Origin of the sequence: Streptococcus sp. DAT741 (genome assembly GCF_009866825.1) — a bacterium.
Taxonomy (GTDB): Bacteria; Bacillota; Bacilli; order Lactobacillales; family Streptococcaceae; genus Streptococcus; species Streptococcus ruminantium.
In genome coordinates, this window is sequence record NZ_CP019557.1 from 2,091,591 (window position 1) to 2,105,284 (window position 13,694).

The window sequence follows — 13,694 nt, forward strand, 5'->3', positions numbered from 1 at the left end:
CTTAGACTCTTTTGATATTATTGTACTGAATAGTTTGGAGCTTCATTGGTAATTTGAACATCATGTGGGTGGCTTTCCTTCAGACCAGCACCTGACATTTCGATAAACTGAGCATTTTCGTGCAATTCGGCTAGATTTCCAGCTCCAACATACCCCATACCTGATCGGAGACCACCAACCATTTGAAAAATCATATCAGCAACTGATCCCTTATAGGCAACACGCCCCTCAATTCCTTCTGGAACAAGCTTGTTAGCTTCATTGACCGAAGCTTGGAAATAGCGATCTTTTGAGCCTTGTTTCATAGCTGCTATTGAACCCATACCACGATAGGTCTTAAATTTACGACCTTGGAAAATTTCTGTTTCACCTGGTGCTTCATCCGTTCCAGCAAACATAGAACCAAGCATAACAGCATGTCCCCCCGCAGCAAGCGCTTTGACAATATCGCCAGAATATTTGATACCACCGTCTGCAATAATAGTCTTACCATATTCACGCGCAACACCAGCCGCATCATATATTGCTGTAATCTGCGGAACACCAACACCAGCGATGACGCGAGTCGTACAAATAGAACCTGGACCGATACCTACCTTGACAACATCAACACCTGCTTCATAAAGAGCACGTGCACCCTCTGCGGTAGCAATATTTCCTGCGATCAAAGTACGGTCTGGGAAATGGTCACGAATTTCTTTAATCTTACGGAGCACACCGGCTGAATGACCATGAGCTGTATCAATAACAATAGCATCTGCACCAGCTTCAAAAAGAGCCTCTGCACGTTCAAAAGTATCTGAAGTAACTCCAACTGCCCCCGCAACCAGAAGACGACCAAATTCATCTTTGGCAGCATGAGGAAACTCAATCACTTTTTCAATATCCTTTATGGTAATCAAACCAGATAGACGACCATTTTCGTCAACCAACGGTAGCTTTTCAATACGATGCTTGTGCAAAATAGCTTCAGCGGTAGCAAGATCGGTGCCAACCGGAGCTGTTACCAACTCAGCACTAGTCATATTTGTCGAAATTGGCTGAGAATAATCAGAAATAAAACGCATGTCACGGTTAGTGATGATACCTACCAACTTACGATTTTCCATTGTTTCTACAATTGGCACACCAGAAATACGGTAGGTTGCCATCAACTTTTCAGCCTCAGCGATTGTATGTTCAGGAGTTAGAAAGAAAGGATCAATAATAACACCGTTCTCAGAACGTTTTACCTTGCGAATTTCATCTGCTTGCTCTGCGATAGACATATTTTTATGGATGACTCCCAGACCACCTGCACGAGCCATAGCAATAGCCATCTTACTATCTGTCACAGTATCCATAGCTGCTGAAATAATCGGAAGATTGAGCGTCAAATTTGGTGCCAATTGCGTTTTCAAATCAATATCATGCGGTAAAACATGACTCTCTGCCGGAATAAGCAGTACATCATCAAAAGTAAAACCTTTTTTCAAAAATTTAGTGTCCCAGTTTGACATTTTCTTCCTCTTTTCCTTTTCAATTATAGCAATATTGCTATTTGCATTTTATTTATGATAACATTTTGAAATCATTTGTCAAACATTATTCGCCTTAATATGACTATTCAGAAAAATTCAGAAAATTCTATTCATTTTTCTTTATAAAGTCGAACGTTTGGTTTTTACTTCGTAAAAAATAGAATGAAAAAAGCAACGTTTTTTCAACATTGCTCTTTTATTGTTAACCTTATTTAAAATAGTTTATTCCCATCGCTGTTTTGACCTGTTCAAGTGTTACTGCTGCAACTTGACGAGCCTTTCGACTCCCCTCTTCCAACATGGTATAGACTTGTCCCATATCCTTAGCAAACTCCAGACGGCGCTCGCGAATAGGACCCAACTCACGCTCTAAAATTTCTAGTAGATAACGTTTTGTTTTGACATCTCCTAAACCACCACGTTGATAGTGTTCTTTCATAGCATCAATTTCCGACTTATCTTCCTTACGACCAAAAACATCTAAATAATGGAAAACCATATTCCCCTCAATTCTACCCGGATCTTCAACACGAATATGATGAGGATCTGTATACATGGACATAACTTTTTTCTTTAATGTATCCATATCATCTGCTAAATAGATACCATTTCCCAAAGATTTAGACATTTTAGCATTCCCATCCAAACCTGGCAGACGACCTGCCGCTTCATTTTCAGGATAAATTCCTTCCGGTTCAATTAAAATATCCGTCTCATAGGCGTGATTAAAACTGCGAACAAGCTCACGTGTCTGCTCAATCATTGGTTTCTGATCGGTACCAACGGGAACAAAATTAGCTTTGAAAGCTGTAATATCCGCTGCTTGAGAAACTGGATATACCAAGAATCCTGCTGGAATCCCTTCACCAAAACCTTTTTGAGCAATCTCTGTCTTAACAGTAGGATTACGTTCCAAGCGAGCAACTGAAACCAAGTTCATATAATACATAGTTAATTCAGCCAACTCGGGAATTTGACTCTGAATAAAAATCGTTGTTTTAACCGGATCCAAACCAGCTGCCAAATAATCCAGGGCGACATTCCCAACCGATTCAACAATTTTTTGAGGCTCCTTAGCATGATCAGTCAAAGCTTGCTGATCCGCCAAAAAAACAAAGAGTTCGTGTTGTCCAGCTTCTTGTAGTAAAACACGGTTTTTTAACGAACCAACATAATGACCAATATGCAATTTACCCGTTGGACGGTCTCCAGTTAAAATGATAGGTTTAGTCATACAATTCTCCTCTTTAAATAAATAAAAAGCCACGCACAGAAAACTGTGCGAGGGCGTCAAAGACACGGTGCCACCTCACTTATAAGCTCGTGAAAGCCTACATCTTTTTTTACATTATAAGACCTTGCTAATCGACCTCTTATCTTGTTCAGATTCCATGATAAATCAGCCCATTCGTAAGCGACTCTTACTTGTTTTCACCAACCACAAGCTCTCTTAAAATCATCTTCTCACTACTATTCTGATTGATATTTATTATAACCTCAAAAAATTAGAAAGTCAAGTTGGTAAAACCTTGACGATAAGATCTAAATTAGGGATAATAGAGATTGCATTTTATAACAGACGACAAGGAGAATACATGAACGAACGTATAAAAGATTTTTCTTATGTAACATTAGGTTCAATCATTATGGCGATTGGATTCAACAGTTTTTTTCTAGGAAATAATATTGTATCAGGAGGAGTTGGAGGATTGGCAATAGCTCTTAATGCTCTTTTGGGCTGGAACCCTTCCGATTTTGTTCTCTATTGCAATATCCCCCTATTAGTTATTTGCTGGTTCTTCTTAGGAAAATCTGTATTTGTCAAAACTGTTTACGGTGCTGTTGTCTACCCACTTTGCATCAAGTTGACAGCTAGTTTACCGAAATTGACAGAAAATCCTCTTCTTGCTGCTATTTTCGGTGGTATTATCATTGGCTTTGGACTCGGATTGGTTTTCCTTGGAAACTCTTCAACTGGAGGAACTGGAATTCTCATTCAATTTCTCCATAAGTATACTCCCCTTTCGCTTGGAATGACCATGGCAATCATTGACGGTATAATCGTCGGTCTTGGGTTTATTGCTTTTGATCCCGATACTGTCATGTACTCAGTCATTGCCCTTATGACCATTACCTATATTGTCAATCGCATGATATCAGGAACAGAGTCGTTACGAAATGTCATGATTATCTCTCAAAATTATCCACAGATCAAAGAATACATCACAAAAGTAGCTGATCGTGGCGTGACGGAGTTTCCTGTTCTCGGAGGATTTACAGGAGTTGACAAACGCATGCTCATGACAACGATCTCTATTCCCGAAATGCAGAAACTTGAATCCGCTATTTTAGGTATTGATGAAACAGCCTTTATGGTAGTTATGCCTGCCAGTCAAGTTCATGGTCGAGGTTTCAGTCTCCAAAAAGATCACAAACATTATGATGAAGATATCTTGATCCCAATGTAATTCATTGAAAATTCAAGTTCTTTCTAGTACAATAAAGTTAACAGACAGAAATATAGGAGAAACTATGCTTACAGTATCAGATGTATCGCTTCGCTTTAGCGACCGCAAACTATTCGATGATGTCAATATTAAGTTTACAGCCGGAAACACTTATGGATTGATTGGTGCCAACGGTGCAGGTAAATCAACTTTCTTGAAAATTTTAGCAGGTGATATTGAACCAACTACCGGTCACATCTCCCTTGGACCGGATGAACGATTGTCCGTTCTCCGTCAGAATCACTTTGACTACGAAGAAGAGCGCGTGATTGATGTTGTTATCATGGGAAATGAACGACTTTATAATATCATGAAAGAAAAAGATGCCATCTACATGAAGGAAGATTTTTCTGACGAGGATGGTGTGCGCGCTGCAGAATTAGAAGGCGAATTTGCTGAGCTTGGTGGTTGGGAAGCAGAGAGTGAGGCTTCACAATTACTTCAAAATTTGAACATCAAGGAAGAACTCCATTATCAAAATATGAGTGAACTGACAAATGGTGAGAAGGTAAAAGTTCTCTTAGCCAAGGCTCTCTTTGGCAAGCCGGATGTCTTACTCCTTGACGAGCCAACCAATGGTCTGGATATTCAATCAATTAACTGGTTAGAGGACTTCTTGATTGATTTCGAGAATACCGTTATCGTTGTTTCTCACGACCGCCACTTCCTCAACAAAGTATGTACACACATGGCCGATCTGGATTTTGGAAAAATCAAAATCTTCGTTGGTAACTATGATTTTTGGAAACAATCAAGTGAGCTGGCAGCCCGTCTACAGGCTGACCGCAATGCCAAAGCCGAAGAAAAAATTAAGGAACTACAAGAATTCGTTGCCCGTTTTTCTGCCAATGCCTCAAAATCCAAACAAGCAACTTCCCGTAAGAAAATGCTAGATAAAATTGAACTAGAAGAAATTATCCCTTCTAGCCGCAAATATCCATTTATCAATTTTAAATCCGAACGCGAAATCGGTAATGACCTCTTAACTGTTGAAAACTTAAAAGTTGTTATTGATGGTGAAACTATTTTGGATAATATCAGCTTTATCTTACGTCCAGGTGATAAGACAGCTCTCATTGGACAAAATGACATCCAAACAACTGCTTTGATTCGTGCCCTCATGGGAGATATTGAATACGAAGGAACTGTCAAATGGGGGATTACTACCAGTCAATCCTATCTGCCAAAAGATAATACTCGTGACTTTGACACAAATGAATCCATTCTTGACTGGCTTCGTCAATTTGCTAGCAAGGAAGAAGATGACAATACCTTCTTGCGTGGTTTCCTAGGTCGTATGCTCTTCTCAGGTGATGAGGTTAACAAACCTGTAAACGTCTTGTCGGGGGGAGAGAAGGTGCGCGTGATGTTATCTAAACTCATGCTCCTCAAGTCCAATGTCTTAGTGTTAGATGATCCAACCAATCACTTAGATTTGGAATCTATTTCAAGTCTTAATGATGGTTTAAAAGCCTTCAAAGAATCAATTATCTTTGCTAGCCACGACCATGAATTTATTCAAACTTTAGCTAACCACATTATCGTTATTTCCAAGAATGGGGTCATTGACCGTATTGATGAAACCTACGATGAATTCTTGGAAAATGCTGAAGTACAAGCTAAAGTACAAGAACTTTGGAAAGTATAATAAAAAGGCGATTGAATCGCCTTTTCTTTTAAGCCTATGAAAAAATTATTTACTAACCAACCCTTTTATTATATTCTATCATTCATTGTACCACTAACCATCATTTCAATCACCTTATCAATCCAGGGAATATGGTGGGGAAGCGATACAACTATATTGGCAAGCGATAGCTTTCATCAATATGTTATTTTCAACCAGACCTTGCGAAACATTTTACACGGAGACGGTTCCTTATTTTATACTTTTACAAGTGGTTTAGGGCTTAATTTTTACGCCCTCTCTTCCTACTATTTAGGATCGTTTCTATCTCCTTTGGCTTTCTTCTTTAATTTACAATCCATGCCAGATGCCCTTTATCTTTTCACTATTGTCAAGTTTGGATTGACAGGTTTGTCAACTTTTACTAGTTTAAAAGGAATTCATTCCAATCTAAAAAATGAATGGGCAATCTTACTTGCTACCAGCTTCTCCTTGATGAGTTTTGCTACAAGCCAATTGGAAATTAGTAGCTGGTTAGATGTTTTTATTCTTATCCCCATCATCCTACTTGGCCTACATAAACTAATAACAGGAAAAGGGCAAATTATTTACTACATTTCTCTGACCTGTTTATTTGTCCAAAATTACTATTTTGGTTACATGGCTGCTATTTTTCTGACACTATGGACATTAGTCCAGATTTCTTGGTTGAAGACTGGGAAAATAAAAACCTTTATCACCTTTACCACCGTGTCAATTCTATCTGCTTTAAGTAGTATGTTCATGCTGCTTCCAACTTATTTAGATTTAAAAACTCATGGAGAGACCTTTACAAAGATTGTCAATCTCAAAACTGACGACTCTTGGTACTTAGACTTTTTTGCTAAAAATTTAGTAGGTAGCTTCGATACAACAAAATTCGGATCTATACCCATGATTTCAGTAGGTCTAGTACCACTCATACTGGCGCTTCTATTCTTTACACTAACAAAAGTAAAATGGACAATCAAGCTCTCCTATGCCCTACTTTTTATCTTTATTATCGCAAGTTTTTATTTCCAACCACTCAATCTATTTTGGCAAGGTATGCATGCGCCAAATATGTTTCTCTATCGATATGCCTGGGTACTCTCAACTTCGCTTATCTATTTAGCAGCAGAGACCTTAGTACGCTTAGACCAACTAAAATTTAAATCAATTCTCTTGATAATTTCTCTACTTTTTGTAGGTTTTCTAGCAACGTACCTCTTTAGGAATCATTACGATTTTTTAAAGGATGTAAACTTCCTATTGACACTAGAATTTCTAGTAGCCTATCTCATTCTTTTTGTAACCATCATAAGCTACAAATCATCTAAATGGATTAACATAGCTCTTCTGGCTTTTAGCACCTTAGAAATTGGACTGCATACTCACTATCAAGTTCAGGGCTTATCTGATGAATGGCATTTTCCTAGTCGTTCAAACTATGAAGAAAAATTAACGAATATTGACAGTCTTGTAAAATCAACTAAAGCTTTCAATAACTCTTTCTATCGCACTGAGCGACTGTTGCCACAAACTGGTAATGACAGCATGAAATTTAATTACAATGGTATTTCTCAATTTTCGTCAATCCGAAATCGAGCTTCTAGCTCGGTATTAGACAAACTGGGCTTCCGCTCAGATGGTACCAATCTAAATCTCCGTTATCAAAATAATACTATTATTGCAGATAGTCTATTTGGAATCAAGTACAATCTAGCCACATCCGACCCAAATAAATTTGGTTTTATGCTGCATCAGAGTGAGGATAACATCAGCATCTATGAAAATCGTTTTCATCAAGAATTAGCAATGTTGACTGAAGGAGTTTACAAAGATGTAAATTTTACTAATTTAACACTTGACAATCAAACCAAGTTTCTCAATCAAATTACAGGGCTTTCTCAAAAATACTATCACTCCCTTACTAGCATTCCCTCACAAAATACAACTGAACTTAGTGGTAGAATAACAGTTAATAAGAAAGATGATGAAAATGCCGCTCAAGCCAGTTATACATTGACAGTTCCTGCAAATAGCCAAGTATATTTAAATTTACCTAAACTAACTTTATCAAATGAGAATCATAAAAAAGTTGTCATTACTGTCAATAATCAGTCAAGTGAGTTTACACTTGATAATACTTTTTCTTTCTTTAACATAGGAAATTTTGATACTGAAACGCAGGTACAAGTGAACATTTACTTCCCAGAAAATAATCAAGTATCATTTGATAGACCACAATTTTACAGATTAGACTTGACTGCCTTTCAACACGCAATGGCAAGCCTAAAAGAGAAAAATGTAGTTGTAAAAACAAATAAAAATAATGTGATTGTTGATTTTAAAACTGAAAAAGAAGCCTCACTACTCTTTACTTTGCCTTATGATAAAGGTTGGAAAGCAACCATTGATGGTCAAACAGCTAACATTCAAAAGGCTCAGAATGGTTTGATGAAACTAGATGTAAAACCCGGTCAGACAAAGGTAGTGATGACCTTTATCCCTCAAGGATTTCATTTAGGGCTTCTTATCTCTTGTTGCGCAAGCTCCACCTTTATTGTCTATCAGTTGCTCAAACGAAAATATTTCAAAAACCGAGAAAGTTAATTTCCTCGGTTTTTTTTTTACTGTTACTTGAAAATAAAGAAAACCTTGATTTCTCAAGGTCTCCTACACTTTATGGCTCTATAATTTCTGTAGTGGGTAACCCCGCTGTGGAGATTATAGGGCTTTTTGAGTATCAAAAAAGTCCCATAAGACTTATAATGAAAAGCGCTTAAACAACTCATTAGAAAGTATCTTATGGAACACATCAATAATACCACATTACTCATCGGAATTAAAGACAAAAATATCATCTTAAATAAAGCCATTCAACACGATACCCATATCGAAGTCACCGCTACACTTGATTATCACCCTCCCAAATGTAAACACTGTAAAGGAAAACAAATCAAATACGATTTCCAAAAGCCTTCTAAAATCCCTTTTATTGAGATTGCTGGTTTCCCTAGCCTCATTCGTTTGAAAAAGAGACGATTTCAGTGCAAGTCCTGTCGAAAAGTAACTGTTTCTGAAACATCTCTCGTTCAGAAAAATTGCCAAATTTCTGAAATAGTGAGACAGAAAATCGCTCACCTATTGCTCAACAGAGAGGCTCTTACCCATATCGCTGCTAAGCTCGCTATCTCTACCTCTACTGTCTATCGCAAGTTCAAGCAATTTCATTTCCAAGAGGAGTACACTACTTTGCCAGAAGGGCTTTCCTGGGATGAGTTCTCCTACCAGAAGGGAAAACTGGCCTTCATTGCTCAGGATTTTAACACCAAGAAAATCATTACCATCCTTGATGACAGACGTCAAACAACCATCCGAAATCATTTCTTCAAGTACTCGAAAGAAGCTAGAAAAAAAGTTAAAGTCGTCACTGTCGATATGTCTGGAAGTTATATTCCTCTCATCAAGGTTCTATTTCCTCAAGCTAAAATTGTTCTCGATCGTTTCCACATTGTCCAGCACATCAATAGAGCTCTCAAGCAAACACGTATTGAAATCATGAAGCAATTTGACGATAAATCTCTTGAATACAGAGCTCTTAAGTACTACTGGAGACTTATTCAAAAAGATAGTCGGAAACTATCTCCTAAGGCTTTCTACTCTAGAACTTTTAGAGAGACTCTAACGCCTAGAGAATGTCTCAATAAGATGTTCAAACTAGTCCCTGAGTTAAAATCTTATTATGACCTGTACCAGTTACTCCTTTTCCACCTGCAAGAGAAGAATACTGAGCAGTTTTGGGGCTTAATTCAAGACGCTTTACCTCATCTCAATCGCACCTTTAAAACCGCTTTGAGCACATTTATTCGCTATAAAAACTACATCACTAACGCCATTGAATTGCCTTACTCTAACGCTAAACTTGAGGCCACTAACAAACTCATCAAAGACATCAAGCGCAATGCCTTTGGTTACAAGAACTTTGACAAGTTCAAGAAACGTATCTTAATCGCTTTGAACATCAAAAATGAGAAGACGAAGTTCGTCTCCTCTCGCGCTTAGCTATAAGTCACCCACTACAGTTGACAATGAGCCTATTTACTCCGCCAACAGGGCTCGAACCTGTGACATCATGATTAACAGTCATGCGCTCTACCAACTGAGCTATAGCGGAAAGAATAGTCCGTACGGGATTCGAACCCGTGTTACCGCCGTGAAAAGGCGGTGTCTTAACCCCTTGACCAACGGACCATCTTTGGAACAATAACTAGTATAATACACGGGTCTTTTTTTGTCAACACATTTTTCAAAATTTTACCGTATTGACAGAACTCGTTGTTTAATGTACAATAAGGGAGGTTAGAGTGTGGTTCCATAGCTCAGCTGGATAGAGCATTCGCCTTCTAAGCGAACGGTCGCAGGTTCGAATCCTGCTGGAATCATCTAGTCCTACCTCTGGTAGGTCTTTTTTTCTTGCCACAATTTATAATTGATGTATAGAACCGGTAGAATAAGTCCAATGAGTGCATACTCTTTTAATTGGATAGATAAGTGAGTGGATACGATAACCCCTAGCATAAATCCTATGATGGTAAATAGGATATTCCTACCAGTTTTTTTTAGTTCAGGATCCCTTTCCATCGTCCCTTTAAACCAAAGGTAGGCCGCATTTTTTACATTGCCTGTCATCATAACATTAGCATAGGGAGCACCACGTAATCTCCTAAATGTTTCTACCTGAATGGAAGCTACAAAAGCAAGACTGGCAATTGTAAATGGAGGAGGCATAATTGGCGACAAAACAATAGTAAGAAGAATCAACAGTAGCATGATTAAACTACTACCAAAATGCCAGAACCACGATTGTTTTTCAAAATATTTTCTAGCTAAATAGGTAAAAAATTGTCCAAATACAAAAAATAAAATAGGAATACAAAAATTCACTACTTGCACAAAGTCACCTCTAGCTAAAAAATAAGCAAGAGAAATAACATTCCCTGATTGTACACCAGCAAAACGTCCACCCTGAGTCACAAAAGTGAAAGCATTTAGATAACCACTAATAAAGGTCAAGGAACAAGCTATGCGTAAACCCTCAAAAATACGATAATCTTTTTGATTCATATTAACTCCTTGTTTCACGTGAAACTATTTATGATAGGGGCTTCCTTGTTGGATCATAAAAGCACGATAAATTTGCTCTATGAGAACCAATTTCATCAATTGATGTGGAAGCGTTAGTTTTCCGAAACTCATCAATAAATTGGCTCTTTTTTTGACATTTAAATCTAACCCTAGACTGCCACCGATAATAAAAGCTATATCTGAATAACCATTTATCACAATATCGGATAATTTTTTACTAAATTCCTCAGAAGGAAACTGCTGTCCCTCTATCGCCAAAGCAATAACAAAGTCTCGTTCCCCAATCCTAGTCATGATTCGATCAGATTCTTTTTTCAAAATTTGTTCATTTTCCGCTTGACTAGCTCTATCTGGTGTTTTCTCATCTGGAAGTTCAATCAACTCCAACTTAGTGAAACGTCCCAAACGTTTGCTGTACTCTGCAATACCATCTTTAAGATATTTTTCTTTCAATTTTCCAACAGTAATCAATTTTATTTTCATAAAATTATTGTAACATATCCACAATAACTTGACTGAAAATATTTTTAGAAAATGAGATAATAACTGACTTTTTTTCACATTATTCAATAGTTATCCACAGTTTGTGGATTGATTTTTAGAAACTTTAAGTTATAATTAAGAAAGTAGGAGTAATCTTAGGAAAAAATAAAGAAATTGGTAGGAATTCTTGTATGAAAAAATATTTGAAATTTACTATTCTATTTGCTGTTGGTCTTTTTGGGGGGTTAGTTGGTTCTTTCATGACTGCCTCTTTCTTTCAACCACAAGCACAACAACAGGCAAATTCTACTATTACAAATGTCAGCAAGGTGCAATACAATAATGAGACCTCTACTACAAAAGCAGTAGAAAAGGTGCAAAATGCTGTTGTTTCAGTAATTAACTATCAAAAATCAGCAAACAATAGCCTACGCTCCATCTTCGGAAATATTGATACACCGGATGAACCTGTAGTAGCTGGAGAAGGTTCGGGTGTTATCTATAAAAAAGACGATAAATATGCCTACGTTGTTACCAATACGCATGTTATCAATAACGCAGAAAAAATAGATATTCTTCTAACTTCAGGAGAAAAGGTCAGAGGAGAACTTGTTGGTTCTGACACTTATTCTGACATAGCTGTAATAAGGATTCCTGCTGATAAGGTCACTACTGTTGCCGAATTTGCTAACTCCAATACTATCAAGGTCGGTGAACCTGCTATCGCTATCGGTAGCCCACTTGGTAGTGTCTATGCTAATACTGTTACACAAGGTATTATTTCTAGTTTGAGTAGAACTATCACCTCACAATCAGAAGATGGACAAACTATCTCTACCAACGCTATCCAAACAGATGCAGCCATTAACCCAGGTAATTCAGGTGGTCCACTGATAAATATTAAAGGACAAGTTGTGGGGATCAATTCAAGTAAAAAGAGTACATCAAGATCCGGTGTTGCTATAGAAGGGATGGGCTTTGCTATTCCTGCTAATGATGTAGTAGCTATTATCAATCAAATTGAGAAAAATGGTAAAGTTATCCGACCTGCTCTCGGTTTCCAACTAGTCAATTTGACAGATTTGTCAACTGGACAATTAGAAAAAGCTGGATTATCAGATACCAAATTAACATCTGGTGTTGTAGTTGTTTCAACGCAGAAGGGGTTACCTGCTGATGGAAAACTTGAAACCTTTGATGTTATCACTGAGATTAACGGTGAAGCTGTTCAAAATAAGAGCGATCTTCAAAGTATCCTCTACAAGCATAAAATTGGTGATACGATTAAGGTTACCTACTATCGTAACAATAAAAAGCAAACAGTTGACATCAAGTTGACACATTCTACGGATCAACTCAGTCAATAATTTACAATCTATACTTTACACAATTGTAAAGTATAGATTTTTTTGTTAAAATAAGCTCATATGGAAGAATTACGTACCCTAAATATTTCAGAGATACATCCAAATCCCTATCAACCAAGAGTTCATTTTGATGAAACCAAACTGGCTGAATTAGCGCAATCTATCAGAGAAAATGGATTGATTCAACCGATTATTGTAAGAAAATCGTCCATTATTGGATACGAATTATTGGCTGGAGAAAGAAGATTACGCGCCAGTCAATTAGCTGGTCTAACTGAAATACCGGCCGTTGTAAAAGATTTAACTGATGATGATTTACTCCGTCAGGCAATTATAGAAAACCTACAACGCTCAGATTTAAATCCTATTGAAGAGGCGCAATCTTATAATAATTTGATAAATAAAGGATTGACACATGATAAAATTGCCCAAATTATGGGAAAATCAAGACCTTATATCAGTAATATATTGCGACTCTTAAACTTATCCACTCAAGCAAAAAAAGCTGTAGAAGAAGGAAAAATTTCACAGGGGCACGCGCGACAATTGCTCTCACTTTCCGAGGAAAAACAAGCTGAATGGATTCAAATCATTTTAGAAAAAGATTTAAGTGTGCACGCGCTTGAAAAAGTATTGTCCAATAAAAAGAAGAAACAAGTTAGACAGAACAATCCATTTTTAAAAGAACAAGAGGTCATTATTAGCCAGCATCTTGGAACAACTACAAAAATTCTCCAGAAAAAAAATGGGAAAGGGGAGATTCGGATTCATTTTGATAATCTAGATGAATTTGAAAGAATTATCAACAGCTTAAAATAAACTTGTTTACAGTTTATTTTTGTAAACACCCTTTTCCACATCATTAATTTTGCAAAAAGTCAAGATTTACTAACATCTTGGCTTTTATTCACATCTTGTGGAAAACTTTTCTTAACAATGTGAATTTTAAATATTATCTGTGGAAAACTTTTTTTTTTTATGGTACACTATTCTAGTGAATACAAAGTGAGAGGAGGAAACT

Annotated in this window: 9 protein-coding genes, 3 tRNA genes and 1 pseudogene; 7 read left to right on the forward strand and 6 right to left on the reverse strand. The window is 37.2% G+C overall.

Features of this window, described 5'->3' with window-relative positions:
- Positions 1-17: 17 nt before the first annotated feature.
- Both guaB and trpS read right to left on the reverse strand, forming a co-directional pair.
- On the reverse strand, positions 18-1,499 hold the full coding sequence (gene guaB, locus BZG42_RS09855; RefSeq protein ID WP_024531480.1) for an IMP dehydrogenase: 1,482 nt from the start codon (positions 1,497-1,499) through the stop codon (positions 18-20).
- 229 nt (positions 1,500-1,728) lie between these two features.
- Positions 1,729-2,754, reverse strand: a complete 1,026-nt coding sequence (gene trpS / locus BZG42_RS09860) for a tryptophan--tRNA ligase (protein WP_155995318.1) — start codon at positions 2,752-2,754, stop codon at positions 1,729-1,731.
- A gap of 361 nt (positions 2,755-3,115) precedes the next feature.
- Between trpS and BZG42_RS09865 the strand changes: the two genes are divergently transcribed.
- The 4 genes from BZG42_RS09865 to BZG42_RS09880 all read left to right on the forward strand — a co-directional run bounded on the left by BZG42_RS09865 (position 3,116) and on the right by BZG42_RS09880 (position 9,740).
- A complete protein-coding gene (locus BZG42_RS09865) occupies positions 3,116-3,988 on the forward strand; it encodes a YitT family protein (RefSeq protein WP_024531478.1) in 873 nt (290 codons plus the stop codon).
- Positions 3,989-4,052: 64 nt separating this feature from the next.
- Positions 4,053-5,675 (forward strand): ABC-F family ATP-binding cassette domain-containing protein, encoded by a 1,623-nt coding sequence (locus tag BZG42_RS09870; protein WP_120172440.1) that lies wholly within the window; start codon positions 4,053-4,055, stop codon positions 5,673-5,675.
- Between the two features lie 36 nt (positions 5,676-5,711).
- Positions 5,712-8,288: a YfhO family protein gene (locus BZG42_RS09875; RefSeq protein WP_155995319.1), complete on the forward strand. Its 2,577-nt coding sequence runs from the start codon at positions 5,712-5,714 to the stop codon at positions 8,286-8,288.
- A 195-nt stretch (positions 8,289-8,483) separates the two neighbouring features.
- Complete coding sequence (locus BZG42_RS09880) at positions 8,484-9,740, forward strand: ISL3 family transposase (protein WP_159780156.1); 1,257 nt, start codon at positions 8,484-8,486, stop codon at positions 9,738-9,740.
- A gap of 39 nt (positions 9,741-9,779) precedes the next feature.
- Here BZG42_RS09880 and BZG42_RS09885 read toward each other — a convergent pair.
- A tRNA-Asn gene (locus tag BZG42_RS09885) sits at positions 9,780-9,852 on the reverse strand.
- Between the two features lie 5 nt (positions 9,853-9,857).
- Positions 9,858-9,929: transfer RNA gene (locus BZG42_RS09890), tRNA-Glu, on the reverse strand.
- Positions 9,930-10,046: 117 nt separating this feature from the next.
- On the opposite strand from BZG42_RS09890, the gene BZG42_RS09895 reads away from it, so the two are divergent.
- A tRNA-Arg gene (locus BZG42_RS09895) sits at positions 10,047-10,120 on the forward strand.
- Here the strand turns inward: BZG42_RS09895 and BZG42_RS09900 are convergent.
- Together BZG42_RS09900 and rlmH are read right to left on the reverse strand one after the other, a co-directional pair.
- Positions 10,118-10,802: pseudogene (locus tag BZG42_RS09900) on the reverse strand (YoaK family protein). The gene BZG42_RS09895 and the pseudogene BZG42_RS09900 overlap by 3 nt on opposite strands.
- A 24-nt stretch (positions 10,803-10,826) precedes the next feature.
- Positions 10,827-11,306, reverse strand: a complete 480-nt coding sequence (gene rlmH, locus BZG42_RS09905) for a 23S rRNA (pseudouridine(1915)-N(3))-methyltransferase RlmH (protein ID WP_024531474.1) — start codon at positions 11,304-11,306, stop codon at positions 10,827-10,829.
- 191 nt (positions 11,307-11,497) lie between these two features.
- Here rlmH and BZG42_RS09910 point away from each other — a divergent pair, with 191 nt between their 5' ends.
- Positions 11,498-12,673 (forward strand): S1C family serine protease, encoded by a 1,176-nt coding sequence (locus BZG42_RS09910; protein ID WP_155995916.1) that lies wholly within the window; start codon positions 11,498-11,500, stop codon positions 12,671-12,673.
- Positions 12,674-12,733: 60 nt separating this feature from the next.
- Positions 12,734-13,492 carry a ParB/RepB/Spo0J family partition protein gene (locus BZG42_RS09915; RefSeq protein ID WP_155972277.1) on the forward strand — a complete coding sequence of 253 codons (759 nt, stop codon included), beginning with the start codon at positions 12,734-12,736 and terminating at the stop codon, positions 13,490-13,492.
- Positions 13,493-13,694: the final 202 nt, after the last annotated feature.

Excerpts from the sequence above, each read along its gene's own strand:
- guaB (WP_024531480.1), bottom strand. The coding sequence starts at position 1,499 with ATGTCAAACTGGGACACTAAATTTTTGAAAAAAGGTTTTACTTTTGAT.
- trpS (WP_155995318.1), bottom strand. The coding sequence starts at position 2,754 with ATGACTAAACCTATCATTTTAACTGGAGACCGTCCAACGGGTAAATTG.
- BZG42_RS09865 (WP_024531478.1), top strand. The coding sequence starts at position 3,116 with ATGAACGAACGTATAAAAGATTTTTCTTATGTAACATTAGGTTCAATC.
- BZG42_RS09870 (WP_120172440.1), top strand. The coding sequence starts at position 4,053 with ATGCTTACAGTATCAGATGTATCGCTTCGCTTTAGCGACCGCAAACTA.
- BZG42_RS09875 (WP_155995319.1), top strand. The coding sequence starts at position 5,712 with ATGAAAAAATTATTTACTAACCAACCCTTTTATTATATTCTATCATTC.
- BZG42_RS09880 (WP_159780156.1), top strand. The coding sequence starts at position 8,484 with ATGGAACACATCAATAATACCACATTACTCATCGGAATTAAAGACAAA.
- rlmH (WP_024531474.1), bottom strand. The coding sequence starts at position 11,306 with ATGAAAATAAAATTGATTACTGTTGGAAAATTGAAAGAAAAATATCTT.
- BZG42_RS09910 (WP_155995916.1), top strand. The coding sequence starts at position 11,498 with ATGAAAAAATATTTGAAATTTACTATTCTATTTGCTGTTGGTCTTTTT.
- BZG42_RS09915 (WP_155972277.1), top strand. The coding sequence starts at position 12,734 with ATGGAAGAATTACGTACCCTAAATATTTCAGAGATACATCCAAATCCC.